Here is a 26042-nt window from a genome sequence, read left to right as displayed (position 1 = left end):
CTGAGCCACGGGACCGGCGCCGAGACGGCGAACGACGTCGAAGACTAGCACGCGCCGGCCCCGACAATACCGGCCGCCAGTGTGACGGCTCGACGCGGCTGACCGGCCCCAATCCGACCGGCCCTGCCGCCGCTTCGTATTGCAGGCGCCGTCCAGCCCCGATAAGTTCGCTGTATGCGAACGTGCGCCGGGTCGTGAACCGGGCTGCAATGCGCATCCAGGTGCACGTCCGGCAAGTTAGCGAGTTTGCTCGTCGCGCCGGGTGCCTGGCCGGAATCTCTTCGTTCGTCAACGGCTCCTGACACCGACGCTCATGGTGGGGTTGGTGCCAACGGGGACGCGGGCCGCGGAGGCCGAGGCCGTCTCCCAATTCCTCGATACCTGCCGAGCCGAACCCGTGTGCCTGCTGGTGGAGGGTGAGGCCGGCATCGGCAAGACCACGTTGTGGCTGGCCGCGCTGGAGCAGGCCCGCGCGCAAGGGATGCGTGTTCTCACCGCGCGCGCGGCGATCACGGAATCGGTGACGGCCTACATCTCGCTGGCCGACCTGTTGTCGACGGTCGATCGTGCGGTGCTTGACGCGCTACCCGGACCCCAGCGCCTCGCGATCGACCGGATCCTGTTGCAGGTCAGCGACGACGGCCTGACGACCGATCAGCGTGCGGTCGCGGCGGCGTTCCTCTCGGTCGTCGACATCCTGGCCGAAAACACTCCGGTGCTGGTGGCCATCGACGACCTCCAGTGGCTGGACGCCTCGAGCGCTCGCGTGGTGGCATTCGCGGCACGACGGTTTTCCGGTCCGGTCGGCCTGCTGGCGACCGTGCGCACCGGTGACGGTGACGATGTGTCATGGCTGCAGCTCGAAAAGCCGGACGCCACAAGGCGAATGACACTCAACCCCTTGGCCATCGGCGCGCTGCACCAGGTCATCACCGCACGGTTGGGCCGCTCGTTTTCCCGGCACGCCATGCTGCGCATCCACGAGGCGTCCGGCGGTAACCCGTTCTACGCCATCGAGTTAGCGCGCACCATCCCCGAGGGCGAAACGGGCATCGAGATGACGCTGCCCACCACCTTGACCGGGCTGATGGCCTCCAAAATCGGCGTGCTGGATGAGGATCTTCGCGACATCCTCCTCGCCGCCGCATGCCTGGCCAGGCCGACCATGGAAGCCGTCTCGCAGGCGACCGCCCGGGACGTCCAGGAGTGCGTGGACCGACTGTTGGACGCCGAGCGGCGCGGCATCGTGACCATCGATCGCAACCGTGTGCGGTTCACCCACCCGCTGCTCACCGCCGCGGTCTATACGATGGCCACACCCACACAGCGGCGCATCATGCACAGGCGGTTGGCGACCGTGGTCGACCACCCGGAATTGCGGGCTCGCCACCTGGCGCTGGCCGCCACCCACGGTGATGCGGAGACGCTGACGGCCCTCGATGCCGCAGCCGAGTTGGCCAACAGGCGCGGGGCGCCGGCGGCCGCCGCGGAATTCATCGAGTTGGCCAACGAGCTCGGCGCCGTCAGTCCCGAACGCCAGATTCGCTGCGCCGCATTCCATTTCAGCGCCGGCGACGCCGCACGCGCGCGGAGCATCCTCGAGGAAGTCATCGGGACGCCCGCGCCGGCGAATGTACAGGCCGAGGCGCTCAGCCTGCTAGGGATGTGGGCGTTGCTCGACGGCAGTTCACGGGACGGCGCCCGAAAGCTGCAACGGGCCGCGGATGCGGCCGCCGGAGACGACAGGCTGCTAAGCCACATACTCACGACATTATCGTTCGCACGCCTCAACATTCACGAGTTCGACGCCGCCATCGACGCGGTTGACGAGGCGGTCGTCACGGCGTCCCGGCTGGACGACCGTCAGCTGCTGAGCCAGGCGTTGAGCATGCGCGTGCTGGTGCGATTCCTGGTCGGCGAGGGTTTCGACGAAGAGGAATTACGGACCGCATTGACCCTGGATGACGGCGACGATCCGTCCTCGGCCACGATCTGGCCGACGCTACATCGCGCCGAATTGCTCATCGGCACAGGCAGACTCGACGACGGGCGCCGGGAACTCAGAGCAATTCGGCAACGCTATATCGACCGCGGCGCCGAAAGCGAAATGATGGTCGGCGCTTTCCACAGCGCGCTCAATGAGATGTGGCGCGGTGATTTCGCGGAGGCCTCGCTCATCGGGGAGGACGCACTACAACGCGCGCGCCAGCTCGACGCGGACCTGCCGCTGGCCGTGGCGCTGATGATCCAGGCACTGGTGGCCGCCTACGCCGGCGACGAGGCGGTCGCGCGCCGCGATGCCACCGCCGCCTTGGCCGCCGCCGAGCGCTGCGACTCGCCCGCGCTGGTCACCGTCTGGCCCACCAGCACGCTCGGCTTCCTCGAGGTTTCGCTGGGCGACTACGAAGCCGCGCTGCAGGCACTTTCACCGCTGCTGAGTGAGTTCGAGCGAAGCCCGCGCGCCACAGAAATTTTCGTCACCCCTTTTCTGCCCGATGCCGCCGAAGCCCTGATTCAGCTCGGACGGCTCGATGAGGCGCGGCCCCTCATCGACGTCTTGGAGGCCAACGGACATCGATTGGGCAGGCCGTGGATGCTGGCGTCGGGTGCGCGTTGCCGGGCAATGCTGCTGGCCGGGGGCCGAGACCTCGGTGCGGCGCTGGCGGCCGCGCAACGGGCGATGGCCGAACACGAGCGGTTGCCCATGCCATTTGAGCGCGCCCGCACGCAGTTGCTACTCGGCGAGATCCTGCGCAGGCAGCGCAGCCGGGAGAATGCCGCCGCGGCGATGCGGGCGGCGGTGGATACGTTCGTGGAGCTGGGCACGCCGCTGTGGGTGCGGCGCGCGCGAAGCTCGTTGGAGCGCATCACTTTCGGCCGAGCCGACGCCCAGGTGCTGACGCCGGCCGAGCGCCGGATCGCCGATCTGGCGGCGGCGGGCAAGACCAATCACGACATCGCCTCGGGGCTGTTCATCAGCCCCAAGACCGTCGAGGTCCACCTCTCACGGATCTACCGCAAGCTCGGCATCCGGTCGCGCGCCGAACTCGGCCGCCGCCTCGACCAACTGGAAGTCGATTCCTGACACGGCGCCCGGCCGCCGGAAAGTGTAGGGAAATCCCTAATTGATACGGCGGGCGCTGCGGGCGTTTGCTGGACCCACCGCGCGGGCGGCGGTTGCCTCATCGACGAACAAGAGACATACGGGCGAGACCGTGTGTCGCGCATATCGAAAGGAACGCCATGCCAACGACTCCGCGCTTGCACACCATGGCCGCTGTGCTCGCGGCCGTCGCCATCGCCGCCAGCAGCGCACCGCAGGCGATGTTGCCGAGGGCCCAGGCCCACCCGGGCCAACACACCGTGGTGTACCGGATCCTCGGCGGTGGTGACGTCTTCTCCGTCATCCCCGACCCCGGAACACCGGTGTATCCGGCGAGCACCACCACCTGGGTTTCGGTGCCCTGGTCGCAGACCGTGCAGGTCACCGGTAACCCGTACCTGGCGTTGAACTACACCGATAAAACCGGCGGCCCGCACGACTGTGCGATTCAGGTGGACGGCCAGCCCGTCCCGCTCACCGAACACACGACCGGTAGGTGCGCGTACCAGATCCCCGGCCCCGCGCAGTAATACGCGGACGGCGACGACAACGACACGAAGGAGAGCAGCGGTGAAGCATGGGATCGTCGTCGGCGCAGCCGGCATGGCCGTCGTCATCGCGAGTTGTGCTGGCTGTTCCGGTAAGTCAAACACGGGCGCATCAAACCCGCCGGCGCCCGCCGGACCGCAGGTCATCGTCGACGGCAAGAGCCAGAACGTGAGCGGAGCGGTCACCTGCAACCCGTCCGGGAACAGGATCACCATCGGCATCGGCGACGCGGCCAACGGTCTGGGCGCGGTAATCAGCACCGACAACCCGCCCATCGTTCACGCGGTCGGGCTCGGCATCGTCGACGGCATCACGCTCGGCTATTCCGACGCCGCACCGGGTCAGGGCGGATCCGCCGGGGCCGCGGCAAGCGGCAAGTCCTACCAGATCAAGGGCACCGCGACCGGTGCCGACACCAGCGACCCGCACCAACCGAAGCCGGTAACCAAGCCCTTCGAGTTGGACGTGACCTGCCCTTAGAAGGGAACGCAACCAATGTCCATCAAACGTCTCGCCGCAGCAGCCGGAGTCGCTGCGGGCCTGGGCTTGTCCGTCGCGGGGGTCAACGCGGGACTCGCCGGCTCCGCCCCGCCGTTGGACCCGCCGCCGTGCCCCAACGGGCAAAAGGGTTGCTCCGGTGTCCCCAACCCCGGCCCCGGCTATGGGGGCACGGGGACCGTGCCTGCTCCCGGGTCACACGTTCCCGGGGCCGGCGGCGCAACGCCGACGACCACGCCGCCGCGAAACAGCACCCCGCCCCCGACCACTTCGAAGCCGTGGAGTACCACTCCGCCGCCGACCACCTCGAAGCCGTGGAGTACCACTCCGCCGCCGACCACCTCGAAGCCGTGGAGCACCACTCCGCCGCCGACCACGTCTGCGCCGTGGAGCACCACTCCGCCGCCGACCACGTCTGCGCCGTGGAGCACTTCGGGACCGACACCGTCGCAGTGGAGCACTCCGGCGCCCACGACCTCGATACCGTTCTCGTGCCCCGCCTGGCATCCGGACTGCACCCCTGCAAACCAAAACCCGGGTCCCAGCCCCAGCGCCGGCCCCGGATACGGGGGCGCCGGTTCGACGCCGCCGTCACCCTCGGCGCCGTGGGGCGGCTCGCCGCAACCGACCCCCAACCGCCCGATCCTCAACGCGCCGAACTATCAGCCGCCACACGAGCCGTACTACCCGCCGCGTGGTCCGATCTTGCGCGGCGCTCCGCAAGTCGGCGGCCCCGTCGACCTGCCCGGCGGCTTCTGGATTCCGGGTCAGGGGGCGCCGCCTCCGCCGCGGCCGAACGGCTACGGCTGGAATGATGGCCCCGCTCCGGGCCAGCCCCCACCCAACTGGGAGGGTCCGCCGCCTGCCGGTGGCTGGAACGGGCCACCGCCGGCCGGCGGTTGGAACCGCCCGTGGACCGGGCCACCGGTTGACGCGTCCTATGGGCAGCGCTATTTCGCGCCGTTCACCTACAACACCTACACGGTCCTGCCGATCTTCAACTGGCAGTACGGCGGTTGGGGTTACTGGTTCGACGGCATCTGGACCCCGTTGTACTGAGCCACTGCGGGTGGCTGTCGAATTCGCCTCAGGCACAGACATTCTCAAGAAGAATCGGCTAGATACTCACTGGGCCAAGCGAATTCGGCGACAACTTCAGTCGAAGGCGAGCGACCATCCGATGACGGCGCTGATCCGTTCCGCGGGTGCGCCCGCGTCGACGCAGACCCGCGCGACGGTTTCCGCCGATTCGGCGGCGAAGATGCCGAAGGCATACTCATCCGCGGGAACCGCCAACGCCATCAGCAGTCGGATCTGGCTGCCGCTCGCCGCCATGGATGTCGCGCTGTCGTTGAGATGTCCGGCCGTCTCATTGATGGAATGCGCGTGCGCGTCAGGGCCGTACCACTCGACCAGGAAGCGTTCCAAGCCCGCGCCGGCGATCACCATTGCCCCACGCTATTGCGCTGCACGGCCCGCCGATATCAGGGATATTCCTACTCTTTGGCCCTCGCGACGACGCCCCAACGTAGGCTCGCGCGCTATTGCCTGATCGTGCTCGCTGAGCGACCATGAACTGCATGAGTAAGGTAACCCTAACCACCGAGCTGCCGATCCCGGTCGAGACGGCGTCCGCCCTGGCGCGCAAGCCCGAGCTGATGCGGCACGTGTTGAGCCCGGTGCTGCGGGTGTACCGGCTCGATGTCCCTGAGCGCATCGAGGTGGGCACCCAAGGATCGGCGCGGTTCTGGTGGTTCGGCGTGATCCCGGCCTGGACGCATCACCTCACCATCAAGCGACTCGAGCCGACCGAGATCTACACCAACGAGCACGGCGGACCCGTCCGGACCTGGAATCACCGCCTGACGTTCGAACCCATCGACGAGCGCAGCTGCCGTTACACCGACGAGATCGAAACCGACGACGGCCTGCACGGGCTGCTCACCCGCGCCTTCGTCCGGGTGATGTTTCGACACCGGCATCGGCGATGGCGCAAGCTCGCGCGGATCCTGCACTGACAGCGCACACCCGAGAGAGGACGGCGAACCATGGTCGGAGATCAAGAAGGCGTCGGCATGCTGAAACTCGAATGCCCGCAACGCCATCCCGTCGGCAGAATCCTCAAAGACGCCCCGCATCAATCCGTGCAGTTCGACCCCGGGGCTCAGGTCGGGCCGCGACGGTTCTGGCCGGACGAAGACGAACAACCAAACTTCAAGGCGCTCTGCAGGTTCTGCGACAAGCCGGTGGGGGACGCCACGTCGACCCTGCAGTCCAAGCTCTCCTCGGTGATCGCCGACGCGTCCGCGACGGCGGAGACGGCGACGCTGCCTTACGTGTAGGCGGGGGGTCGGCCGGATACTGTAAGAGCTACAGTAGCGGCGCGACGCATCCGCGGAGCCGACCCGAGAGGAGTCCCGTGGCGCAGACACCGCAGAACACCCCCCGTCCGCCCGACGGCGACTGGTTGGGCACGCCGTACCTGCGCTTCGAGCGCCACGGACCGATCGCCGTGTGCACCATCGACCGGCCCGAAGCGCGCAACGCGCTGAGCCCGGCCATGTACTTCGGAATCCGTTATGCGGTGGGACGTCTCAACGAGGACCCGGATCTGGCCGGGCTGGTGCTCACCGGAACCGGCGACGTCTTCGCCCCCGGCGGCGACATGGGCGGCGGGGGAGGCGAGGACAACTGGATCACCTTCGGTTCGGCGCTCGGCATGGACGTGACGCCGTTCGACGCCGTGCGCACCTCGGCCAAGCCCATCGTCTCCGCGGTCAACGGGCTGTGCCAGGGCGGCGGGTTCCAGATCGCGTTGTGCAGCGACCTGTCGGTGGTCAGTGATCGGGCGACCTTCCGGGTGCCCGAGTTGTTCCGCGGCTACGCCGACACCTATTACAGCCAGATGCTCACCCGCGTCATCGGGCCGGTGCGCACCCGCGACCTGATGTTCACCGGTCGGGTGCTGACCGCGGTCGAAGCCCTCGACTGGGGCCTGGTCACCAGGGTGGTGCCGCACGAGGGCCTGCTTGACGCGGCGAACGAGCTACTGGCGCAGTGCTGTCGAACCGCACCGCGTGCCCGCGGCGTCATCAAGTCCAGCATCGACGGTTACCTGGGCCTCTATGACCGCATCGGCATGACCGCCAGCCTGTCCGACGCCGAGGCCATCGAAGGCTTCCGCTCCTTCAAGGAGCGCCGCTCGCCCGACTGGGTGCATCCAGAGCTGCGCGTGCAGGGACGCCTATAAGTCGATCCACTCGCCGTGCGGGGCGACCCTGAGCACGTCGCTGATGCCGGCCTGATCGAACGCCGCGACGAATTCGTCGACGCCCTCGGTGAAATGGGCCCAGCCGTCGACGTGGGCGGGTATCACCGCTTTGGCGCCAAGCAATTCGGCCGCGGCCGCCGCGCGCGCCGCGGTCAGCGTCAACGGCCGCCCACGCTCCTTGGTGGGCACGCTCGCCGCACCGGCGAACAGCACGGCGATGTCGACCCGACCGACGCGATCGGCGACGTCTTTGACCGCGGTCATGGAGGCGTTGTCGCCGCTGAGGTACACCGTCGGCAGGCCCGGCCCGGACAGCACGAAACCCGTCACCTCGCAGTTGATGTGGCCGCCGGCGTCGCGCTGGCCGTCGGCCGGACCGTGGACCGCCGGAACCGCTTGCACGGTAAGCGACGTGGATACGCCGTTGAGTTCGTGGGACTGCCAGGGCGCCACGCCGACAGCCGGCGGACCCAACCGGCCCGCGGCGCCGGGATGGGTGAGCAGCAGGGGCGCGGCCAGCGCCATGCGGCGGCCCTCGTCGTCGAAGTTGTCGGGATGCTGGTCGTGGCTGACCAGCACCACATCCACCGGCCCGAGGGCCTCGGCGCTCACCGCGGGACCGGTGAGCTTGGTCAGGTAGGCGTGTACGCCCGGCGGGTCGAACGTGGGGTCCATGACGATCCTGCGGCCGGCGATGTCGACGACGGTCGTGGGACCGCCCAGCACGCTGATCGCGCAGTCGCGGCGCGCGGCATCCAGACGAGTGCTCATATGCCCCGCGCCCTATCGCGCCAAAACGGTTCCCGCAGCTCGGTTTTCAGGATCTTCCCGCTCGCGTTGCGGGGGAGTTCGGGCACAAAGTCGATCGTACGCGGACATTTGAAGCCGGCCAGATGCTCGCGGCAGAATTCGATGATGCCTTTCTCGTCGACCTCGCCGTCGGCCACCACGATCGCCTTGACCGATTCACCCCAGAAGTCGTCGGGCACCCCGATCACCGCGGCGTCCTCGACGGCGGGATGCTCGATGAGCACGCTTTCCACCTCTGGGCCGTACACGTTCTCGCCGCCGGTGATGATCATGTCCTTGATGCGGTCCTCGATGTAGACGTAGCCGTCGGCGTCCAGCCGACCGATGTCGCCGGTGCGCACCCAATCGTCGGCGGTAATCGTCTCGGCCGTCGCGTCCGGCCGGTTGAGGTAGCCCGTCATGTTCTGGTTGCTGCGCACCCAGACCTCACCGGACTCGCCGGTCGCCAACGGGTTACCGGTCTCGGGGTCGGCGATGCGAATCTCGCAGCCCAGCACCGCCTTTCCGGCCGCCAGTTGCAGCTCGGGCCGCGCCGCGTCGCGGTGATCGTCGTCGGACAGCGCGGTGACCGCCCCGCACAGTTCCGTCTGCCCGTACACCTGCACGAATTTCGTGTCCGGCCAGGTGGACAGCGCGCGATGCAGCAGCGGTAGCGGCATCGGTGCGGCGCCGTAGACGATGTAGCGCAGGCCGGCGAGGGCCGCGGTCGCCGCCTCACCCGCGTCCAGGAAGCGGGCGATCACCGGCGGGACGAAGAACGCGTGCGTGGCGCCGGCCCGCACCGCGCCGATAAGCGTTGCCGCGTCGGGCTCGCGGGTCATGAATGTCGGTGCACCCGAACGGATTCCGAATAGCGCATAGCCGATTCCGCCGACGTGGAACAACGGCATCGCCACCAAGTTGGCGTCGCCCTCGTCGAAGGGAAACGCCGGAGCCAGGTTGGACGCGTGATTGACCAGCGCGCGCTGGCTGAGCAGCACGCCCTTGGGGCGTCCGGTGGTACCGGAGCTGTAAATCACCAACGCCGTCTCGTTTTCGTCGACGCTCGCGTCGGCCTGCGTCGGGGGCGCCGCGGCGAGCAACGATTCGTATTCTTCACCGACCTCGATGATGCGTTCCACACCCGGGACCCGCTCGGCGGCGGACTCGGCCGCCGCACGCAGCTCGGCGCCGACGAGCAGCACGCGGGCGCCGCTGTCGGTGAGGACGTGGACGAGTTCGTCGCCGACCACTCGCCAGTTGACGACCGTGGTCACGACGCCGATCGAGGCGCCGGCGATGAGGACCTCGAGACAGGCGGGGTGGTTCTTGTCCAGGAAGGCCACGCACTGGCCCCGCACGAGGCCGGCGGCGCGCAGCGCACCGGCGGCGCGACGGATCCGCGAGCTCCACTCTGCCCAGGACCACTGGCGTTCGCCGTACCGGATGGCGACCGCGTCGGGCCGGTGCTGTGCGTGTCGTTCGACGATGCCGGCGAGCGTCTCCGCCGTGCTGGTCGCCGTCTCGGCTGATGGCATGAACCCCTCCGCGGTCGATTCGTACCAGTTTGTAATACGCGGTCGGTTGCACGCGTGCGACGCCGACCCTCGCCCGCGCGGGTCGCTAGCGGCTCATTGCAGGGAGCTGATCATCATTCCGCCCTCGCCGGCGGCCTGGCTGGTCGCGCTGCTGTCCTGGCGGAAGTCGATGAACGCCGATCGGCCGTTCGAGGCGTTCAGCAGCTCGGTGAACGTGCCGATCACCGGGATCGCGCCCTGCGGGTTCACCACGGTCGCGGTGTAGTCGACGGAGGCTTCCTGCTGGAAGTTGGGGCCGGGCAGGGGCTTGGTCTCGGGCGCGGTCAGGCGGTTTACGTCGGTCAGGATGGCCGATGCGCCGCCGGTGAACTGGTCGATGTCGGCCTGCAGCAGCCCGGCGGCGTCCGCGCCGCCCGCGGCTTTGACCGTGATCCGCAGCTGCGCGGTGGTGTCGGCGTTGTTCAGCGCCACCCAGTTCGGGCCGCGGTTTCCGACCGTCCAGCCGGGGGCCGGGGTGACCGAGACGCCCGGCGCGATGGCGACGGCGTCATCGGACAACAGCGCGACCGCGGCGGTTGGCGCGGCCCGGTCGACGGGGGAGCCGAGCAAGACCACCGCGGTGACGGCGGCCGCGCCGATCGCCCCGAAACGCCATCCGGTCCGGCGCGACCGCGCCCGCTGCTGAGGTATTGACATCGGCCTATCGTCCTCCAGCTGGCACGGCTATGTCCAAGACGGGTTTGCTATGGCTCGATACAGCCGGCCTATCGAACGCCTGCATTGGTAAAGCCAACGGCGCGAACGTGTGTCACCATGACGGGGCCGAACCGCCCACCACCCGTGAAGGATGCGACATGGTGAACCCCGACCGCGCCCGTTCCCGCACCTTCGTCGTGACCGGCGCCGCGTCCGGAATCGGGTTGGCCACCGCGCGACGGTTGTTGGCCGAGGGCGGCACCGTGATCGGCGCCGACGTGGCCGCCCCGCCCGACGACCTGGGCGCGCGGTTCACCTTCGTCTCCGCCGACGTGACCGACGAAGCCGCGATCGCCGCGGTGCTGGCCGCCGTGCCGGGCCGCCTCGACGGCCTCTTCCACGCCGCCGGGGTCGCCGGGGGAGGCCCGGTGCACCTGCTCGAGCGCGCCGAATGGGATCGGGTGATCGGGATCAACCTCACCGGCACCTTCCTGGTGGCCAAGGCGGCCCTGGCGAAGATGATCGACCAGCCCCGGGCCGACGGCGAACGCGGCTCGATCGTGACGGTCGCTAGCGTCGAAGGCCTGGAGGGCACCGCCGGGGGCAGCTCGTACAACGCGGCCAAGGGCGGCGTCGTGCTGCTCACCAAGAACATCGCCCTCGACTACGGGCCGAGCGGCATCCGGGCCAACGTCATCTGCCCCGGCTTCATCGAAACACCCATGGCGCACAGCGTCTTCAGCATTCCCGGCATGGAGGGGCCGCTGGCCTCCATCACCAAGGAGCACGCCCTGCAGCGCCTGGGGCAGCCCGAGGAGATCGCCGCCATGGCCGCCTTCCTGCTCTCGCCCGACGCCTCCTTCGTCAGCGGCCAGGCGCTCGCCGTCGACGGCGGCTACACCGCCGGTCGCGATCACGGTGTGGTCGAACTCTTCGGCTTTCCCGACTGATCCAACTAAGATTCGTCCATGAGCGGTGCACTTACTCCTGACCAGGCGATCGAGGCGATCCGGGGCGCCGGCGGAGCACAGCCTGGATGCCGCGCGCTGCACGCCAAGGGCACCCTGTACCGCGGCACGTTCACCGCGACCCCCGACGCGCTCATGCTCACGCGCGCACAGCATCTCGATGGTTCTACGGTCCCGGCGCTGATCCGCTTCTCCAACGGATCGGGCAACCCCGAGCAGCGCGACGGCGCACCCGGGGTGCGCGGGATGGCGGTGAAGTTGACCCTGCCCGACGGCTCCACCACCGACGTTTCGACGCAGACCGCCCGGTTGTTCGTCTCCAGCACGCCCGACGGGTTCATCGATCTGCTCAAGGCGATGCGGCCCGGTCTCACCACGCCGCTGCGCATGGCCAAACACCTGCTCACCCATCCGCGGCTGCTCGGCGCGTTGCCCCTGCTGCGTGAGGCGAACCGGATCCCGGCCAGCTACGCCACCACCGAATACCACGGCCTGCACGCCTTCCGCTGGATCGCCGCCGACGGCAGCGCCAGATTCGTTCGCTACCACCTGGTTCCGACCGCGGCCGAGGAGTACTTGTCGGGGTCCGACGCCCACGACAAGGATCGGGACTTCCTCACCGACGAACTGCAGACGCGGCTGGACGGCGGGCCGGTGCGGTTCGACTTTCGGGTGCAGATCGCCGGTCCCACCGACTCGACCGTGGACCCGTCGGCGGCCTGGCAGAGCACCCAGATCGTCACCGTGGGCACCCTGGCCATCACCGGTCTGGACACCGAGCGCGAGCACGGCGGCGACATCGTGGTGTTCGATCCGATGCGGGTGACCGACGGCATCGAGCCGTCCGACGATCCGGTGCTGCACTTTCGGACCCTGGCGTATTCGGCCTCGGTCAAGCTGCGAACCGGCGTGGAACGCGGCGCCGAAGCCCCGCCAGCCTGACCGGGGGAGCGCCCGTGACGATAGTCACCTCGCGCCGAAATCGGCGGCAGGCTAAGGTTTTTCTTCGGTGCCGCCATTTCAGATGTTCCTCATATGCCTGGCCGGGCTGGGAGCTGGGGCGATCAACGCGCTGGTCGGGTCCGGCACCCTGATTACCTTCCCGACCCTGGTGGCGCTCGGCTATCCGCCGGTGACGGCCACCATGTCGAACGCGACGGGTCTGGTCGCCGGCAGCGTGTCGGGCACCTGGGGCTATCGCGCCGAGCTGCGCGGCCAGTGGGATCGGCTGCGGTGGCAGCTCCCGGCATCGTTGGCCGGCGCGGCGCTGGGCGCGTACCTGCTGCTGCACCTGCCCGAGAAGGTGTTCGCCGACATCGTGCCGGTGCTGCTGGTGCTGGCGCTGGTGTTGGTGGTCGTCGGGCCGCGGATCCAGGCGTGGACGGCCCGGCGCGCCGAGGAGGCGGGTCGCTCGCCCGACCACGTCAGCCCGCGCCGGATGGCGACGCTCGTGTTCGGCACGTTCGCCGTCGGCGTCTACGGCGGCTATTTCACAGCGGCGCAAGGGATTCTGCTGGTCGGCCTGATGGGCGCCCTGCTTCCGGAATCGGTGCAGCGCACCAACGCGGCCAAGAACTTATTGGCGTTGATGGTGAATGTGGTTGCCGCCATTGCCTATACGGCGGTGGCGTTCGATCGGATCAGCTGGCCGGCCGCCGGGCTGATCGCGGCGGGTTCACTGGTCGGCGGGCTGCTCGGCGCGCGCTACGGGCGGCGGTTGTCGGGCAATGCGCTGCGGGCGATCATCGTGGCCGTGGGACTGATCGGGCTCTATCGCCTGCTCGCGGTGACCTGACGAGAAATCACGTACGCCAGCGCGATTCGTGTCAGCTCAGCGTCGCCGCGGCGGCTTCGGCGATGACATCGGACACCTCGCCGCGCTTGCGCCACGTCCGCAGCTGACGCATCGCCCCGTTGCCGTGGGCTACCACGCGGGTGAGTTCGTCGCGAACGCGGTCGTATTCGCCCAGCGATTCCAGGGCCGGGCGCACCCGCCGCACCAGCGCCCCCAGCTGCTCGGCCGCCGGTACCGCGCCGCGGCCGTGGATCAAATCGAGTGTGTGGCCGGACAATCCGTCGTGTGCGGCCTTCCAGTACGCCGCGCGCAGCGCGCCGGGTGGCAGCCGCCGGGCGTCGTCGGGCGAGTCGAGGGCGGTCATCACCGCCGCCCGGATCAGGGTGGCGAGCAGCACCGTTTCGGCGACGGTGGCGGGCACGTCGGCCACCCGGACCTCCACCGTCGGGAAATCCGCGGAAGGGCGCACGTCCCAATAGATCATGTCCTTGTCCAGGATCACCCCGTTGTCGACCAGCATGCGCACGGCGTCGTCATACTCGTCGGGCGAGGCGAAATAGGGCGGCGCCCCGGCGGCGGGCCACCGCCGCCACAGCACGCTGCGCCAGCTCGCATGGCCGCTGTCCGCGCTGCGGTACACCCGTGAATTAGCTGACAGCGCAAGCAAAGTCGGCAACCACGGCCGAAGCCAATTGCTGACATGGATGGCCGCGGCACGGTCGGGCACCTGCACGTGCACGTGGCATCCGCAGATTCCCTGCTCGTGGGCGACCATGCCGAACTCTTCACCGATCCGCCGGTAGCGCGGGGTGTCGGTGACCGGGAACTCGTGCGGCGTGGAAGGCGGCAGGCCACAGGCCAGCAGCGTAACCCCGGCGGCCTCGGCGGCCTGCGCCGCGGTGCGCCGCAGCCGGCTCAGTTCCGCGCCGAGCTCGGCGCTGGTGGCCGCCACGTTCGACGTGGTTTCCACCTGGCAACTGCTGAGCTCGAGCTGCAGTTCGACCCCGCGCTTCTTGGCCTCTGCGGCCACGGCGGCGTTGTGCGGGGCGGGCTCGCCGGTTCTCGGGTCGATGAGGAGGAATTCCTCCTCGGCACCCATCGTGGGATGGTCGGCCATTGAGCCGGTTACGGCCCGGTGTCTACCAGCGGTCAGCCGCGGACAGCGCGGAGTCGACGGTGGGGTAGATGGGCAGCACGCCGGACAGCCCGCAGGCGTCGACGATGCGGGCGACGAGCGGCTCGCAGCTCACCAGGCGTAGGTCGATGCCGCGGTCCTGGCAGCTTTTCGCCTCGTCGGCGAGAACCTCGAACGCGCAGCAACCCATGAAGTCGAGCCCGGTGACGTCGACCACGAACGGGCCGGGAGCGGTGACGCCGCTGGCCGCCTCGCGCACCAGGTGGCGCCAGGTGCCCTCGTTGCAGGCGTCGACCTCGCCGCCGGCGTAGATCACCACCGACGGGCCGCTGCGATCCGCGGTGGCCCGCAGAGTGCTGTTGGGGTCGCCGAGTTCGTAGACAAGTTTTGTGCTCAGCGTCAGATGAGTGGTCTGCATCGCCTCGACAATGACGGAATTCATGATGGACCCCCTGATCGACAGGCGTCGCAGACGCCTCGATGGTGCCCGTCCTAATGTCTGAAGACAGACTGTTCGCGGATGCGAATCTCATTTCTATAACGAGACAGGGCGGTCTGTCTACCTGCAGGGGCCTAAGAGTACGGTAAGGCCTGGTATGACAACTCCCGATGTCGGAACCCCGGCCGCGTCGCCCCGCGAACGCGTTCTGACCGCGGCGTATGACCTGTTCAGCAGGCGTGGTATCCGCGCGGTGGGCACCGACGAGGTGATCGGGCGGGCCGGTGTCGCCAGGGCGACGCTGTACCGCCATTTCGCGACCAAGAATGACCTGGTGCTGGCGGTGCTGCAGCGTCGCGAGGAGCTCTGGACGCACGGGTTGATCGAGGAGCAGTCGCGGCAGCGCGGCAGCACCCCCGAGGAACAGTTGCTGGCGATCTTCGACGTCATGCACGACTGGTTTCAGCTGCGCGACCGGTACGAGGGCTGCTCGTTCATCAACGTGCTGCTCGAGCTGGGGCCTGAACATCCGATCGGGCAGGCCTGCATCGGCCACATCGAGCACGTCCGCGACATTGTGCGTCGCCGCGCCGTGGCGGCGGGTTTGACCGACGTCGAGGACTTCGCGTCGTCGTGGCACATCCTGATGAAGGGCGCCATCATCCTGGCCGCCGTCGGGGATCTCGACGCCGCGCTGCGCGCCCGCAAGATGGCCCGCGCGTTGATCGACGAACACCGGCCGCCGCTGGTGGCGGACACCGGCGAGGCCGTCTAGTCAGACGCTGTCCGGCGCGGTGCTGCCGGCCTTGCGGTAATGCTCGGCCTCCAGCTCGGCGATCATCCGAGATGTGCGTTCCCGCAACAGGATTGCGGCGGTCAGCCCGGCCACGACGGCGATCACCAGCCCGATCCAGGAGAACCGTTCCAGCCAGCGTTCGGCGGCGATTCCGGCGAAGTACACCAGTGCGGTGGTGCCGCCCGCCCAACAGATGGCGCCCGAGACGTTGGCCGCCAGGAATCGGGGGTAGTGCATCTTCAGCGCACCCGCGAGCGGCCCGGCCAAGATCCGCAGCAGCGCGATGAAGCGGCCCAGGAAGACGGCGCGAACACCCCAGCGGTTGAACAGCTTTTCGGCCAGCGCGACGTGTCCGGGCCCGAAGTGTTTGGGAAACCGCCGCCCGAGCCGCTCGAAAAGCGGCATGCCGAAGCGGCGTCCGATCGCGTAGCCGATCGAATCGCCGATCACCGCGCCGATCACCGCGGCGATGCCGACCCCGAGCGGATTGACGGCCAGGTCGTGGTGCGACGACATCAGCGCCGCGGTGACCAGCACGATCTCACCCGGCAGCGGAATGCCCAGGCTCTCGATCCCGACGACGCCGCCGACCACCAGGTAGACCGCGAGCGGCGGAATCGAGTGCAGCAGGGGCTCGAGATTCATGCGTCAAGAATGCCTGACCGACCGCGGTTCCGTGCCTTGAGGTGCGCGGTCGAACTCGCTCGGGGTGTCCAGCCCCGCCAGGCGCGGACGCTTGGGTTCGCGCCCGTCGTACGACGAGAGGCCGCGCAGCCGCCGCCAAATCCACGGAAAGAAACTCTCCTGCGTCCAGCGCCATTGTTCGTACGTGCCGGCCGCAAAGGAACGCTGGGTGGGGTTGCGGCGGCCGAGGGCCCAATCATGGTTGCTGTCAGGCAGATTGAGCGCCTCGGCGGCCGCATCGGCGAACAGGATGTGGCCCTTGGTCGAGGCGTGCACCCGGTCGATGGCCCAGGTGTCCAGCTCGCGCATCGAGGGCGCGTTGTACAGGTCGACGAGCGCGAACCCGTAGCGGTGGGCGGCCGCGGTGATCGCCGCGTTGATGCGGGCAAGCCGCCCGGCCACCAGCCGCCCCAGGGGCAGGAACTGGGCGACGTTCGGGAAGGTCGTCGTCACCACCGTCGCCCCCGATTCGGCCAGCGCGGCGTAGACGTGTTCGAGGTCGGCCAGGGCGGGGCGAAACGATCGCCCGGGCTGGATGACGTCGTTCATTCCGGCGCACACGGTGATCAGGTCCGGGCGCATCGCCAGCGCCTGTGGAAGCTGCTCGGTGAGCACGTGGTTGATCCGCTTACCGCGGATCGCCAGGTTGGCGTATTGCAGGCCGGGATAGAGCGAATCGACCCGGACGGCGAGGCGGTCGGCGAACCCGAGCAGGCCGACGGTGTCGTCGCCGTCCCACAAGCCCTCGGTCTGGCTGTCGCCGATGGCGACGTAACGGCGGTATCCAGCGCGAACAGCCCCGCTCACGCAGCCGAGAATAACCCGAATCAGCGCCCATAACTGGTTACCGTGGACCCATGCCACACAAGCGTGAGCCGGGCGCCGGGGACGCCGCGGCGGCGCCGGACGCCGATTCGCTTGCGCCGCAGTACCCGATCGAGTCGGTGGACAACGCGCTCAAGCTGTTGCTGCTGTTGGGCGAGCGGCCCCAGATCCGGTTGAGCGAGGCGACCCGCTATCTGGGTGTGGCGTCGTCGACCGCGCACCGGTTGCTGGCGATGCTGGCCTATCGCGGGTTCGTCCGGCAAGACCCGGTGTCCAAGGCGTACCTGCCCGGCCCGTCGTTGACCGGGGTGGCGTTCGCGATCTTCGGTCGCATCGACATCGCCCGATCCGCCGCGCCCGTCATGCGCAGCCTGTCCGAACAGCTGCGCGAGACCGTGCACGTCGGAATGCTGGACGGGGCCAGCGTGCGGTTCGTTGCCGCGGTCGAGGGGCCGGCCGCGGTGCGGGTCGCGTCGCGGTTGGGCCGGGCCATGCCGGCCCATTGCACGTCGACGGGCAAGGTCATGCTGGCGCAGTTGCCGTCACCCGAGTTGCGTGCGTTGTTGCCGGGCGAGCAGCTTCAGCGGATCACCTCGCATTCGATCGGCAGCCGCACCGAGTTGGAAGCCGAGCTCGCCGGAATCCGCGAGCGCGGTTACGCCACCAACTCCGAGGAGAGCGAGGAAGGCGTCGCCTCGGTCGCCGTGCCGATCCCGAGCCGCGCGCCGGGGCTGCGGCTCGCGCTCAACGCCGCGGCGCCGCAAAACCGGCTGGACGCCGCCCGGTATCCGGTGGTGGCCGCCGCACTTGTGTCGGCCGCCAAGGAGATCGGCGATCAGCTCGGCTGTTGATCGCCCAGGCGTGCCACTTCGTGGCGCCAGGCCGCCTCGGCGGTGAACGCGGATCCCAAGTCCGGCAGGTCATCCCAGTCCGCGTTGTCGATGTCGCGCAGCGTGCCCCCGGCCGCGCGCACCCGCAACGACATCCGGGCCAGCGCGTCGAGGCTGATGGCCTGCAGCACCGCCTGCGCCACCGTGGCGGCGGCGCTGGTGATTCCGTGTCCCCGGCAGATCACCACCGGACGGCCGCGCATCGCCGCCACCATCTCCTTGCCCAGGCGCGAATTTCGGATCAGCACCGCGCGTTCGTAGACGGGGACGCCGCCGCGGGCCAGCCGGGCGCCGGGGATGTCGTAGGCGCCGTAGATGGGCCGGATCGTGATGCCGGCCAGGTCGGCGGCGACCACGTCGGGTGGGTGCAGGTGCGCGACGGCGACGTGCCCCGGATCGGCCAGCATCGTCTCGACGTGGATCGGCAATTCGTTGGGGACGCGGTAGCCGTCGAGTTCGCCTGGGGCGCCGGCGGTTCCGTCGAATCTGACGAGCCGGATGTCGCCTGGCCGGGTGAACGCCACCCCGGTGTCGGCATCGCTTCGACAGCGCACCAGCAGGTGCTCGTCGTCGATTCGCAGGCTCAGGTGGCCGAGGACGCCGTCGACCAGGCCGCGGGCCGCGGCGACGCGGCAGCCCTGCGCCACCACGGCGCGGTGCTGGTCCAGGTCCGTCATCGCGGTGCGCCCAGCCCGAATCCGCCGTCGGGTCGCACGGTTTCGCCGGTGATCCCGCGGGACCGTTCGGAGGCCAGGAACACGTAACTCCACGCGTGGTCCTCGCCGGTGAGCGCGACGCGCAGGGGAGTGCGCGCGGCGATGTCGCTCGCCCGGTCCGGGCTGTCGTCCAGTCGGGTCGCGTCGAGTCCCAGGCTGGACAGGCCACGCAGGTCTGTGTTGAGCGTGCCGCCGGGTGCCACTCCGTTGACCCGGACCTGCGGGGCCAGTTCGTGGGCCAGCGCCGAAACCAGGCCGCGCACAGCGAATTTCGACGACACGTAGAGCACGCCGCCGCGCCCGGGATAGAACGACGACGCGGACTCGGTCAGCACGATCGAGGATCCCGGCGCGGCCCGCAGGGCCGGGATCGCCGCCTTGACCGACTGCAGATGGCTGAGCACATTGGTGCGAAACATCTCGTCGAACGCCTCGGCAAGCGCGTCGGCCTCGATGTCGCCCACGCCCCGGTAGAAGTCGAACACCCCGACGCAGTTAACCAGGGTGTCCAGCCCGCCGAAGGTATCCACCGCGGCGGCGACGGCCCGGTCGTTGGCCTCCCGGGTGGTGGCGTCGCCCTCGATCACCGGCACCTGCGGCAACTGCTGGCGCAGCGCGTCGCACTTGTGTGGATCACGTTCCAGCACGGCAACATTCGCACCCTCGGCGCCGAAGGCCGCCACCACGGCCCGTCCGATGCCCGAACCTGCGCCCACGATTAGGGCACGTTTGCCTTCCAGCCAGCCGGTCACGGCTGGGGTTCGCCGTCGTCGGGCAGCAGTGGCGCCTGGGAATTGCCGACCATGGCAGCCAGGGTACGGGGGTTCTGCCAGGTCAGTGCCTCGATTTCGAGCGCGTCCAGGGTGATCCACTGGCCGGATCTGGGTGCGCTGATCAACAGCCGTGACCCGTTACGGGTGTCGACCCGGCGCACCAGGACCTCGGTGAATTCGTTTGCGACGCTGATCGCTTCGCCGACCGCGCCATCGAGCAGCCGCTGCAGCTCGTCGTTCATAAGAACACCGCCAGGTTCTGCATCCGTAGCACCGACTCGTCGGCGATGATCTTGCGCCGGGCCAGCTTCAGTGTTTTTTTGGATTCATCACTCCAGCGCAACACGTCCTCGCGCCCGCAGGACAGCAGGGCGCCGTCGTTGACGTCGCCCCGGCTGCGGAACAGCAGCTCGGCCGATTCGACGACCAGGTGCGCTGTGTCTGCTGGGTCGTCGGGCTCAAAGGTGCGCACGTTGGTGATGAAATGGCGCAGCCGCGACGGTGGGTCCTCGGCCCACGCGTGCTCGGTGCCCATGCGCGCGACCCGCTGGCTCAGCGAGTATTTGTCCTCGTCGAAATGGTCCATGCCGGGTGAGGTGTCGAACCCGGCGCCGCGCGCGGTCGTGACGCGCACCGGCATGACGTAGCGGACGTCGTCGGTCAGGGTGTCCAGCCACGCCTCATACCGCTGGGCGTCGAGCAGGTATGCCTCGTCCACCAGGAACTGATGCGCCTGGAGATGACGAATGTCGTTGAATGGCAATGGCTTTCTCATGCCGGGACCCGCTGCAGATAGTCGGCCCACATGTTCAGCAACGCTCGCTGATTGTGTTCGTTGTAGCCGACCTGCGCGCGGCCGGGCCCGTGGAATGCGTTGGGCGACAACGCCTCGATGACCGGGCGGTCGTCGGCGAGCAGACCCATCCTGCTGTTCAGCAGCAGCCGTCGCGCCATCGAGCCGCCCGCGGTGCTGGTCAGCGACACCCAGTTCTCCACGTCGTCTTGTTCGAACATGCCGGTCGATCCGAAGCACATCAGATACGCCCTGTACGAGTCTTGTTTGTACTGCGGCGCAGCGGCGGAGTCCACCGCGAACCACGAGCACACCTCGGTCTCGTTCGCGCTGATCGGCTGCCACAGCCGGATGGAGATGAACGGCAGCACCTGGTCTTCCCGGTCGTGCACCTTGGGCCAGTTGTGCACGAAGCTGAGGTTGGGAAAGCAGGTGGCGGCCGAGATCATGAAGCCGTCCTCGCCGACCACCCGTTGCTGTTGCGGTGTCCAGACGCCCTTGATCCGGCCGATCATGTCGTCGGGATAGCCGACGTAGCGCATCCGTTCCTCGAAGCCGCCCGGTGGAAGTTTGTAGGTGGTGCCACCGCCGCGGTGGGCCCAATAGGTGGCGCCGTCCTTGCGCTTCTGCGCTTTAGGCTCCCGGAACAACCCGATGTCGACGATGGACGCGTGGGTGTGCGGGGTGTGGTACATGTCGCCCGCGAAGTTCTCCGCGCCGATCTTCCAGTTGGCCTTGATCCGCCAGCGTTGCGGCCCGCGCACCTCGACGCCCCCGGCGCTTTGCCTGGTGTAGTAGTCCAGATAGAACCTGAAGTCGCCGAGGAACTCTTCGAGCGGTTCGGCGCCTCGGTCCATGTTGATGAACAGCAAGCCGTTGTAACTGGCGAATTTCGGTGCGGGCAACAGGGTTTGGCCCTTGGCGAAGCCCTCGTCGCCGCCGTAGGCCTCCCGGTGAAACGGCAACCCGGTGAGCCGGCCGTCGTTGCGGTAGGTCCAGCCGTGGTAGGGGCAGCGGAAGTTGGAGGCGTTTCCCATCTCCGCGCGACAGACCTGCATCCCGCGATGCAGGCACATATTGAACAGGGCCCGCACCGTGCCGTCGGAACCTCGGGTGATGATGAACGAGTCGTCGAGCACGCGGCGCACCATGTAGTCGCCGTCCTGCGGGATCTCCGACTCGTGCCCCACGAACGTCCACGCCCGGGCGAACAGCCGCTGCTTCTCCAGCGCGAACAGCTCGGAGTCGTTGTAGATGTGCGCGGGGATCATCCCCCGGCGCACGTTCTCGAACACCTCGACCAAGTCGGGGCACGGGTCTGCCATTACCAGTTCTTTCTGTTCTACAGAAATGTTCTCCGCTTAGTAGAGTCCCGCAGCCGAGGGCGCAGGTCAATCACCAGGCAGCCACACCATCAGGTTTCTACAAGAATGCTTAGTGCCAACTCACAGGCTGCACGCAACTACGCGGCCGAAGCCCGCGGCTACGGTGGTTCACGACAGCCACTCCGCGCCCGTGAGCGCGGCGTAAACAGCGGGTAATCATTCGGTTTTGCGGTGATTAACCGTTATTTTCTACTGATCTGAGGAAGGAACCGGTGCCATGGTTGGTCGGCCACGAGGGGGTCGATTGCAGCAGGTCGGATCCAGGGTCCTGGCCGCTATCGGGCGCCAGGAGTGGATCGACCGACCGAGCTATCGGTTCGAACATCTGCTCAGCTTCGCCTACAACGGGCTCGGCGGCGCCCGCAACACCGTCACCAACGCACTCAACGGCGTCTGGCTGGGGCACCCGGTGCACCCGCCGCTGGCGTCGCTGACCAGCGGCGCCCTGGGGACGACGGTGGCGCTCGACGCGCTCAGCATCCTGCCCGGCCAGCCGGCATCCGAGGTCGTCGACGCCTCCCGATTCGCCTCGCGCGCGCTGGGGGTGGGCATCCTGGCCAGCCTGGGCTCGGCCCTCACCGGTGTCACCGACTGGCAGCACACCCACGAGGAGGACCGCCGCGTCGGCGCGGTGCACGGCCTGGTGAACGTGGCCGCCACCGCGCTGTACCTGCAGTCCTGGTGGGACCGGCACAAGGGCCGCCACGGTCGCGGCATCGCGCTCACCGCCCTGGGCTACGCCATCACCGTCGCCGGCGGCTACCTGGGCGGCGCGCTGGTCTTCGAGTCCGGGATCGGCATCGACCAGTCCGGTCCGCGGCTGCGCACCTCCGCGTGGACGCCGGTGCTGCCCGCGAGTTCGTTGAACGGCAAGCCGGTGCGCGTCGAGGTCGACGGAGTGGGCCTGGTGGTCTGCCAGACCAAGCCCGGTGAGGTCGCGGCGTACGGCGAATTCTGTCCGCACCTGGCCGCGCCGATGGCCGACGGTTGGTTGGACCGCGGCCGGCTGGTTTGCCCCTGGCACGGTTCATGGTTCGCTGCCGAGTCCGGCGAGGTGGTGCGCGGTCCGGCCGCGGCGCCGCTGCCGTGTTACGAGGCCCGGTTGGTCGACGGAGTTGTCGAAGTCCGCGGCGAGCGGCGGCCCGCTCCCGGCGGCGCGGTAGGGATCGCCAAAGGAGGAGTCAATTGAACGCCTACGACGTCTTGAAGGAACACCACATCGTGATCAAGGGCCTCGGCCGCAAGATCAGCGACGCACCGGTGAATTCCGAAGAGCGCCATGCCCTTTTCGATGACCTGCTGATCGAACTCGACATCCACTTCCGCATCGAGGACGACCTGTACTACCCGGCGCTCAAGGATGCCAGCAAGCTGATCGCAGTCGCCCATGCCGAGCACCGCCAGGTGGTGGACCAGCTTTCGGTGCTGCTCAAGACGCCGCAGAGCGCACCCGGCTATGAGGACGAGTGGAACTCGTTCAAGACCGTGCTGGAGGCGCACGCCGACGAAGAGGAACGCGACATGATCCCGGCTCCGCCGGAGGTGCAGATCACCGACGCGCAGATCGAGGAGCTGGGCAACAAGATGGCCGCCAAGATCGAGCAATATCGCGGCTCGGCCCTGCACCGCCTGCGGACCAAGGGCCGCGCGGCGTTGGTGCGCGCCCTCTAAACGTCTGGTCGGCGACATCGCCCGCTTGCGGGATTCGGTGGGCCACCGAGAGTAGCCTCACGGCACATGGACGCCGAGCGGGTCGCTTGCCAGGCTGACATCACGGCGGAGATCGCCCGCATCGCAGCGCAATACCGGGGCACCGCCTCGGCTGGGCCGCACCACGGGCAGCCGCGGCTCGACTACCCGCCGTACCGCGGCACCATGCTGCGCCATCCCAAGCAGCCCCTGGTGGTCGTCGATCCCGAGGGCGTCGAGCGCTGGGCACCGTGCTTCGGCGATCAGGACGTCGACCCTCGCGACGCCGACCTGACGGCCGGCCAGGCGGGCCAGCCGATAGGGGAGCGCGTCGTCGTCACCGGACGCGTCCTGGACTCCGCCGGCCGGCCGGTCGCGGGCCAGCTGGTCGAGATCTGGCAGGCCAACGCCGCCGGGCGCTACCGCCATCAGCGCGACCAGCACCCGGCGCCCCTGGACCCGAACTTCACCGGCGCGGGCCGCTGCCTGACCGGGCCGGACGGCAGCTACCGGTTCCTGACCATCAAGCCCGGCCCGTACCCGTGGCGCAACCACCACAACGCGTGGCGCCCGGCGCACATCCATTTCTCCGTTTTCGGAACGGCTTTCACCCAGCGACTGGTCACCCAGATGTATTTTCCGGGCGACCCGATGTTCGAGCTGGACCCGATCTTCCAGTCGATCCTCGATCCCGCCGCACGCCGACGACTGATCGCCCGCTACGACCACGACGTCACCGAGCCGGAATACGCCACCGGGTACCGGTGGGACATCGTGCTGGCGGGCGCTGCTCGGACCCCGGCGCAGGGCGAGCATGACTGAATTCCCCTGCACGCCAGGGCAAACCGTCGGCCCCTTCCTCGATCTGGGACTGCCGTATCCCGGTGACAACCTGATGGTCGACGCCGGCCACCCGGGGGCCATCCGGCTGCACGGCACCGTGTACGACGGGGCCGGCGTCGCCGTCCCGGACGCCCTGGTGGAGCTGTGGCAACCCGACTCCGCGGGAAACGTTGTGCGGCAGCCCGGTTCGCTGCGCCGCGAGCACGCCCTGTTCACCGGATGGGGCCGCTGCGCGACCGACCCCGACGGAACCTACTCCTTCACCACGCTGACCCCCGGCCCGGCGGCCAGCGGGGCGCCGCCGTTCTTCGCGCTCACCGTGTTCGCGCGGGGACTGCTCAACCGGCTGTTCACCCGCGCCTACCTGCCCGGCGCCGACCCGCACACCGATCCGCTGCTGGCGGCGGTCGCCGCCGAACGCCGCCCCACATTGTTCTGCGTCGCCGAAAACGACGGCGCCGCTTACCGATTCGACATCCATCTGCAGGGCCCGGCCGAGACCGTGTTCCTGGCGTACTCCGAAGGCGCGCGATGAGCAACCTGTTGTGGCCCGGTGACCATCGCGCCGGTGAGCACCTGACCGACGCGGCCCTGCTGGGATCGATGGTCGCGACGGAATCCGCGTGGCTGAGCGCCCTGGTGGCCGCCGGCCTGGCTCCGGCCGGCTGCGCGGCGGCGGACCTGTCGGATCTGGTGACACCCCACGATTGCGAGGCCCTGGCGGTCGGCGCCGAGGACGGTGGCAACCCGGCCATTCCGCTGGTGAAGCTGCTACGACAGCGGGCCGAACCGGCCGTCGCGCCCTGGATTCACCGCGGACTCACCAGCCAGGACGTCCTGGACACCGGCCTGATGCTGGCCGTGCGCGCCGCCGTCGACGACCTGACAACCCAACTGGCCCAGCATATTTCCACGCTGTCCGAACTCGTCACCCGGCACCGGGCCACCCCCATGGTGGCCCGCACGCTCACCCAGCACGCCGCGCCCACCACCTTCGGCGCCAAGGCCACCGCCTGGCTCAACGCGACCGTCGACGCGTTCGAGCGGGTGGCCGCGCTCACCACACCGATCCAGATCGGCGGCGCCGCGGGCACATTGGCGGCGACGACGGAGCTGGCGACGTTGCTCACCGGTACCACCGACCCGGCCGGGGTCGCGCTGCAACTGGTGCACGCCACGGCGACCGCACTGGGCCTGGCCGAGCGGCCCGTGTGGCACACCGCCCGCGCGCCCGTCACCGCGGCCGCGGACGCCTTCGTCGGCTGCACCGACTGCTGGGGCCGCATCGCCTCCGACGTCGTCACGCTGGCCCGCCCGGAGATCGCCGAACTCGGCGAGCCGGCGGGGTCCGGCCGCGGCGGCTCGTCGTCGATGCCGCACAAGCGAAACCCGGTGCTCTCCATTCTGATTCGCCGTGCCGCGATCGCCGCACCCCCGTTGGCCGCGACGCTGCACACCGCGGCGGCGCTGACCGGCGACGAGCGGCCCGACGGGGCATGGCACGCCGAATGGGACACCCTGCGCACCCTGGCCCGGCGCACCCTCGTCGCCGCATCCCACAGCGGCGAACTGCTCGCGGGGCTGACCGTACACACGCAGCGGATGGCCGAAAACCTGGCCGCGACGGACGTTTTGGGGGAGCAGCGGGCGATCGCCGACCTGGTGGGCAAGCAGGCGTCCGCCACCTACGTCGGCGCCGCCGACCGGCTGATCGACGCGGGCCTGAGCCGTGCGGCAACGGCGCTCGCTCAGCGCTGGTAGATGCTGGCCAGCCAGATGTGCAGCAGGGTGTCGATCACCCGGTCTTCGGGGACGGCCCCATCCTCGGCGGTGAACGCCGCGGCCATCATCCGCTCGCTCAACATGT

At 68.9% G+C, this 26042-nt stretch carries 31 protein-coding genes; 17 read left to right on the top strand and 14 right to left on the bottom strand.

Translation table 11 applies throughout. The annotated features are described in order from the left end of the window. Positions 1 to 325 precede the first annotated feature (325 nt). From A9W96_RS01365 to A9W96_RS33195, 4 genes are all read left to right on the top strand, one after another. Positions 326 to 3085, top strand: coding sequence for a LuxR family transcriptional regulator (locus tag A9W96_RS01365; RefSeq protein WP_231999561.1), 2760 nt, complete (start codon positions 326 to 328; stop codon positions 3083 to 3085). A gap of 158 nt (positions 3086 to 3243) precedes the next feature. After that, positions 3244 to 3633, top strand: coding sequence for a hypothetical protein (locus tag A9W96_RS01360; protein WP_156749160.1), 390 nt, complete (start codon positions 3244 to 3246; stop codon positions 3631 to 3633). A 40-nt stretch (positions 3634 to 3673) separates the two neighbouring features. Continuing rightward, positions 3674 to 4132: a lipoprotein LpqH gene (locus A9W96_RS01355; RefSeq protein ID WP_197499364.1), complete on the top strand. Its 459-nt coding sequence runs from the start codon at positions 3674 to 3676 to the stop codon at positions 4130 to 4132. A gap of 15 nt (positions 4133 to 4147) precedes the next feature. Further along, positions 4148 to 5209 (top strand): MAP_0585 family protein, encoded by a 1062-nt coding sequence (locus tag A9W96_RS33195; RefSeq protein WP_369829376.1) that lies wholly within the window; start codon positions 4148 to 4150, stop codon positions 5207 to 5209. A 96-nt stretch (positions 5210 to 5305) separates the two neighbouring features. On the opposite strand, the gene A9W96_RS01345 is transcribed toward A9W96_RS33195, so the two are convergent. Further along, positions 5306 to 5599: a hypothetical protein gene (locus tag A9W96_RS01345; RefSeq protein WP_082971993.1), complete on the bottom strand. Its 294-nt coding sequence runs from the start codon at positions 5597 to 5599 to the stop codon at positions 5306 to 5308. Positions 5600 to 5721: 122 nt separating this feature from the next. On the opposite strand from A9W96_RS01345, the gene A9W96_RS01340 reads away from it, so the two are divergent. The 3 genes from A9W96_RS01340 (at position 5722) to A9W96_RS01330 (ending at position 7400) form a co-directional block, all read left to right on the top strand. Next, positions 5722 to 6168 carry a hypothetical protein gene (locus tag A9W96_RS01340; protein ID WP_066862321.1) on the top strand — a complete coding sequence of 149 codons (447 nt, stop codon included), beginning with the start codon at positions 5722 to 5724 and terminating at the stop codon, positions 6166 to 6168. A 30-nt stretch (positions 6169 to 6198) separates the two neighbouring features. After that, positions 6199 to 6492 (top strand): hypothetical protein, encoded by a 294-nt coding sequence (locus A9W96_RS01335; protein WP_067137505.1) that lies wholly within the window; start codon positions 6199 to 6201, stop codon positions 6490 to 6492. 77 nt (positions 6493 to 6569) lie between these two features. Next, complete coding sequence (locus tag A9W96_RS01330; protein WP_066862327.1) at positions 6570 to 7400, top strand: enoyl-CoA hydratase/isomerase family protein; 831 nt, start codon at positions 6570 to 6572, stop codon at positions 7398 to 7400. On the opposite strand, the gene A9W96_RS01325 is transcribed toward A9W96_RS01330, so the two are convergent. The 3 genes from A9W96_RS01325 to A9W96_RS01315 all read right to left on the bottom strand — a co-directional run bounded on the left by A9W96_RS01325 (position 7395) and on the right by A9W96_RS01315 (position 10444). Beyond that, positions 7395 to 8180, bottom strand: coding sequence for an MBL fold metallo-hydrolase (locus A9W96_RS01325; protein WP_066876066.1), 786 nt, complete (start codon positions 8178 to 8180; stop codon positions 7395 to 7397). The genes A9W96_RS01330 and A9W96_RS01325 overlap by 6 nt on opposite strands. A gap of 8 nt (positions 8181 to 8188) precedes the next feature. Then, the gene (locus tag A9W96_RS01320; protein ID WP_067137502.1) at positions 8189 to 9748 is read right to left on the bottom strand and encodes a long-chain-fatty-acid--CoA ligase; all 1560 of its coding nucleotides are present in this window, start codon (positions 9746 to 9748) and stop codon (positions 8189 to 8191) included. A gap of 93 nt (positions 9749 to 9841) precedes the next feature. After that, positions 9842 to 10444 carry a hypothetical protein gene (locus tag A9W96_RS01315; protein WP_067137499.1) on the bottom strand — a complete coding sequence of 201 codons (603 nt, stop codon included), beginning with the start codon at positions 10442 to 10444 and terminating at the stop codon, positions 9842 to 9844. Between the two features lie 158 nt (positions 10445 to 10602). On the opposite strand from A9W96_RS01315, the gene A9W96_RS01310 reads away from it, so the two are divergent. From A9W96_RS01310 to A9W96_RS01300, 3 genes are all read left to right on the top strand, one after another. Then, positions 10603 to 11394: an SDR family NAD(P)-dependent oxidoreductase gene (locus A9W96_RS01310; protein WP_067137509.1), complete on the top strand. Its 792-nt coding sequence runs from the start codon at positions 10603 to 10605 to the stop codon at positions 11392 to 11394. An 18-nt stretch (positions 11395 to 11412) separates the two neighbouring features. Further along, complete coding sequence (locus A9W96_RS01305) at positions 11413 to 12354, top strand: catalase family peroxidase (RefSeq protein WP_067137496.1); 942 nt, start codon at positions 11413 to 11415, stop codon at positions 12352 to 12354. A gap of 82 nt (positions 12355 to 12436) precedes the next feature. Then, positions 12437 to 13207 carry a sulfite exporter TauE/SafE family protein gene (locus tag A9W96_RS01300; protein WP_067137494.1) on the top strand — a complete coding sequence of 257 codons (771 nt, stop codon included), beginning with the start codon at positions 12437 to 12439 and terminating at the stop codon, positions 13205 to 13207. Between the two features lie 31 nt (positions 13208 to 13238). Here A9W96_RS01300 and A9W96_RS01295 read toward each other — a convergent pair whose 3' ends face one another. After that, positions 13239 to 14324: a glutamate--cysteine ligase gene (locus tag A9W96_RS01295; protein WP_067137491.1), complete on the bottom strand. Its 1086-nt coding sequence runs from the start codon at positions 14322 to 14324 to the stop codon at positions 13239 to 13241. 22 nt (positions 14325 to 14346) lie between these two features. Next, positions 14347 to 14784 (bottom strand): anti-sigma factor antagonist, encoded by a 438-nt coding sequence (locus A9W96_RS01290; protein ID WP_066866129.1) that lies wholly within the window; start codon positions 14782 to 14784, stop codon positions 14347 to 14349. A gap of 154 nt (positions 14785 to 14938) precedes the next feature. On the opposite strand from A9W96_RS01290, the gene A9W96_RS01285 reads away from it, so the two are divergent. After that, positions 14939 to 15556 carry a TetR/AcrR family transcriptional regulator gene (locus A9W96_RS01285; RefSeq protein WP_067025285.1) on the top strand — a complete coding sequence of 206 codons (618 nt, stop codon included), beginning with the start codon at positions 14939 to 14941 and terminating at the stop codon, positions 15554 to 15556. On the opposite strand, the gene A9W96_RS01280 is transcribed toward A9W96_RS01285, so the two are convergent. After that, positions 15557 to 16222, bottom strand: a complete 666-nt coding sequence (locus A9W96_RS01280) for a DedA family protein (RefSeq protein WP_067025282.1) — start codon at positions 16220 to 16222, stop codon at positions 15557 to 15559. Positions 16223 to 16225: 3 nt separating this feature from the next. After that, a complete protein-coding gene (locus A9W96_RS01275; RefSeq protein WP_082971991.1) occupies positions 16226 to 17068 on the bottom strand; it encodes an SGNH/GDSL hydrolase family protein in 843 nt (280 codons plus the stop codon). Between the two features lie 50 nt (positions 17069 to 17118). Between A9W96_RS01275 and A9W96_RS01270 the strand changes: the two genes are divergently transcribed. Then, positions 17119 to 17937, top strand: coding sequence for an IclR family transcriptional regulator (locus A9W96_RS01270; protein WP_067137489.1), 819 nt, complete (start codon positions 17119 to 17121; stop codon positions 17935 to 17937). Here A9W96_RS01270 and A9W96_RS01265 read toward each other — a convergent pair. From A9W96_RS01265 to A9W96_RS01245, 5 genes are read right to left on the bottom strand one after another with little or no spacing between them, the layout of a single operon-like run. Continuing rightward, positions 17922 to 18653 (bottom strand): class II aldolase/adducin family protein, encoded by a 732-nt coding sequence (locus A9W96_RS01265; RefSeq protein ID WP_067024589.1) that lies wholly within the window; start codon positions 18651 to 18653, stop codon positions 17922 to 17924. The two genes, A9W96_RS01270 and A9W96_RS01265, sit on opposite strands and share 16 nt — an antisense overlap. Further along, positions 18650 to 19444 carry a 3-(cis-5,6-dihydroxycyclohexa-1,3-dien-1-yl)propanoate dehydrogenase gene (gene hcaB, locus A9W96_RS01260; protein WP_067137487.1) on the bottom strand — a complete coding sequence of 265 codons (795 nt, stop codon included), beginning with the start codon at positions 19442 to 19444 and terminating at the stop codon, positions 18650 to 18652. The genes A9W96_RS01265 and hcaB overlap by 4 nt, the downstream gene beginning before the upstream one ends. Next, the gene (locus A9W96_RS01255; RefSeq protein WP_066866118.1) at positions 19441 to 19707 is read right to left on the bottom strand and encodes a dihydrodiol dehydrogenase; all 267 of its coding nucleotides are present in this window, start codon (positions 19705 to 19707) and stop codon (positions 19441 to 19443) included. The genes hcaB and A9W96_RS01255 overlap by 4 nt, the downstream gene beginning before the upstream one ends. Then, entirely contained in the window at positions 19704 to 20240 is a 537-nt protein-coding gene (locus A9W96_RS01250; RefSeq protein ID WP_066882207.1) for a 3-phenylpropionate/cinnamic acid dioxygenase subunit beta, read from the bottom strand. Before A9W96_RS01250 ends, A9W96_RS01255 begins: the two co-directional genes overlap by 4 nt. After that, the gene (locus A9W96_RS01245) at positions 20237 to 21583 is read right to left on the bottom strand and encodes a Rieske 2Fe-2S domain-containing protein (RefSeq protein ID WP_067137485.1); all 1347 of its coding nucleotides are present in this window, start codon (positions 21581 to 21583) and stop codon (positions 20237 to 20239) included. Before A9W96_RS01245 ends, A9W96_RS01250 begins: the two co-directional genes overlap by 4 nt. 277 nt (positions 21584 to 21860) lie before the next feature. On the opposite strand from A9W96_RS01245, the gene A9W96_RS01240 reads away from it, so the two are divergent. The 5 genes from A9W96_RS01240 (at position 21861) to A9W96_RS01220 (ending at position 25936) form a co-directional block, all read left to right on the top strand. Then, entirely contained in the window at positions 21861 to 22832 is a 972-nt protein-coding gene (locus A9W96_RS01240) for a Rieske 2Fe-2S domain-containing protein (RefSeq protein ID WP_067137483.1), read from the top strand. Next, positions 22829 to 23314 carry a hemerythrin domain-containing protein gene (locus tag A9W96_RS01235; RefSeq protein ID WP_066866110.1) on the top strand — a complete coding sequence of 162 codons (486 nt, stop codon included), beginning with the start codon at positions 22829 to 22831 and terminating at the stop codon, positions 23312 to 23314. The genes A9W96_RS01240 and A9W96_RS01235 overlap by 4 nt, the downstream gene beginning before the upstream one ends. Positions 23315 to 23380: 66 nt before the next feature. Continuing rightward, complete coding sequence (gene pcaH / locus A9W96_RS01230) at positions 23381 to 24154, top strand: protocatechuate 3,4-dioxygenase subunit beta (protein ID WP_066882201.1); 774 nt, start codon at positions 23381 to 23383, stop codon at positions 24152 to 24154. Then, a complete protein-coding gene (gene pcaG / locus A9W96_RS01225; RefSeq protein ID WP_066882199.1) occupies positions 24147 to 24710 on the top strand; it encodes a protocatechuate 3,4-dioxygenase subunit alpha in 564 nt (187 codons plus the stop codon). Before pcaH ends, pcaG begins: the two co-directional genes overlap by 8 nt. After that, the gene (locus tag A9W96_RS01220; RefSeq protein WP_067137481.1) at positions 24707 to 25936 is read left to right on the top strand and encodes a lyase family protein; all 1230 of its coding nucleotides are present in this window, start codon (positions 24707 to 24709) and stop codon (positions 25934 to 25936) included. Before pcaG ends, A9W96_RS01220 begins: the two co-directional genes overlap by 4 nt. On the opposite strand, the gene A9W96_RS33190 is transcribed toward A9W96_RS01220, so the two are convergent. Further along, positions 25924 to 26022: a hypothetical protein gene (locus A9W96_RS33190; RefSeq protein WP_369830810.1), complete on the bottom strand. Its 99-nt coding sequence runs from the start codon at positions 26020 to 26022 to the stop codon at positions 25924 to 25926. The genes A9W96_RS01220 and A9W96_RS33190 overlap by 13 nt on opposite strands. Positions 26023 to 26042 lie beyond the last annotated feature (20 nt).

The organism is Mycobacterium sp. 1245852.3 (genome assembly GCF_001669335.1).
GTDB lineage: Bacteria > Actinomycetota > Actinomycetes > Mycobacteriales > Mycobacteriaceae > Mycobacterium > Mycobacterium europaeum_A.
The sequence above is the reverse complement of the archived record's forward strand: the minus strand, read 5'-3'. Positions and strand labels throughout refer to the sequence as shown.

Bases quoted from the DNA above. Each gene is read 5' to 3' on its own strand.
- A9W96_RS01255 (WP_066866118.1), bottom strand. From the start codon at position 19,707: ATGAACGACGAGCTGCAGCGGCTGCTCGATGGCGCGGTCGGCGAAGCG.
- A9W96_RS01320 (WP_067137502.1), bottom strand. From the start codon at position 9,748: ATGCCATCAGCCGAGACGGCGACCAGCACGGCGGAGACGCTCGCCGGC.
- A9W96_RS33190 (WP_369830810.1), bottom strand. From the start codon at position 26,022: ATGGCCGCGGCGTTCACCGCCGAGGATGGGGCCGTCCCCGAAGACCGG.
- pcaG (WP_066882199.1), top strand. From the start codon at position 24,147: ATGACTGAATTCCCCTGCACGCCAGGGCAAACCGTCGGCCCCTTCCTC.
- A9W96_RS01345 (WP_082971993.1), bottom strand. From the start codon at position 5,599: ATGGTGATCGCCGGCGCGGGCTTGGAACGCTTCCTGGTCGAGTGGTAC.
- A9W96_RS01270 (WP_067137489.1), top strand. From the start codon at position 17,119: ATGCCACACAAGCGTGAGCCGGGCGCCGGGGACGCCGCGGCGGCGCCG.
- A9W96_RS01290 (WP_066866129.1), bottom strand. From the start codon at position 14,784: ATGAATTCCGTCATTGTCGAGGCGATGCAGACCACTCATCTGACGCTG.
- A9W96_RS01245 (WP_067137485.1), bottom strand. From the start codon at position 21,583: ATGGCAGACCCGTGCCCCGACTTGGTCGAGGTGTTCGAGAACGTGCGC.
- A9W96_RS01295 (WP_067137491.1), bottom strand. From the start codon at position 14,324: ATGGCCGACCATCCCACGATGGGTGCCGAGGAGGAATTCCTCCTCATC.
- A9W96_RS01315 (WP_067137499.1), bottom strand. From the start codon at position 10,444: ATGTCAATACCTCAGCAGCGGGCGCGGTCGCGCCGGACCGGATGGCGT.
- A9W96_RS01280 (WP_067025282.1), bottom strand. From the start codon at position 16,222: ATGAATCTCGAGCCCCTGCTGCACTCGATTCCGCCGCTCGCGGTCTAC.
- A9W96_RS01310 (WP_067137509.1), top strand. From the start codon at position 10,603: ATGGTGAACCCCGACCGCGCCCGTTCCCGCACCTTCGTCGTGACCGGC.
- pcaH (WP_066882201.1), top strand. From the start codon at position 23,381: ATGGACGCCGAGCGGGTCGCTTGCCAGGCTGACATCACGGCGGAGATC.
- A9W96_RS33195 (WP_369829376.1), top strand. From the start codon at position 4,148: ATGTCCATCAAACGTCTCGCCGCAGCAGCCGGAGTCGCTGCGGGCCTG.
- A9W96_RS01340 (WP_066862321.1), top strand. From the start codon at position 5,722: ATGAACTGCATGAGTAAGGTAACCCTAACCACCGAGCTGCCGATCCCG.
- A9W96_RS01335 (WP_067137505.1), top strand. From the start codon at position 6,199: ATGGTCGGAGATCAAGAAGGCGTCGGCATGCTGAAACTCGAATGCCCG.
- A9W96_RS01360 (WP_156749160.1), top strand. From the start codon at position 3,244: ATGCCAACGACTCCGCGCTTGCACACCATGGCCGCTGTGCTCGCGGCC.
- A9W96_RS01250 (WP_066882207.1), bottom strand. From the start codon at position 20,240: ATGAGAAAGCCATTGCCATTCAACGACATTCGTCATCTCCAGGCGCAT.
- A9W96_RS01305 (WP_067137496.1), top strand. From the start codon at position 11,413: ATGAGCGGTGCACTTACTCCTGACCAGGCGATCGAGGCGATCCGGGGC.
- A9W96_RS01285 (WP_067025285.1), top strand. From the start codon at position 14,939: ATGACAACTCCCGATGTCGGAACCCCGGCCGCGTCGCCCCGCGAACGC.
- A9W96_RS01265 (WP_067024589.1), bottom strand. From the start codon at position 18,653: ATGACGGACCTGGACCAGCACCGCGCCGTGGTGGCGCAGGGCTGCCGC.
- A9W96_RS01240 (WP_067137483.1), top strand. From the start codon at position 21,861: ATGGTTGGTCGGCCACGAGGGGGTCGATTGCAGCAGGTCGGATCCAGG.
- A9W96_RS01300 (WP_067137494.1), top strand. From the start codon at position 12,437: ATGTTCCTCATATGCCTGGCCGGGCTGGGAGCTGGGGCGATCAACGCG.
- A9W96_RS01220 (WP_067137481.1), top strand. From the start codon at position 24,707: ATGAGCAACCTGTTGTGGCCCGGTGACCATCGCGCCGGTGAGCACCTG.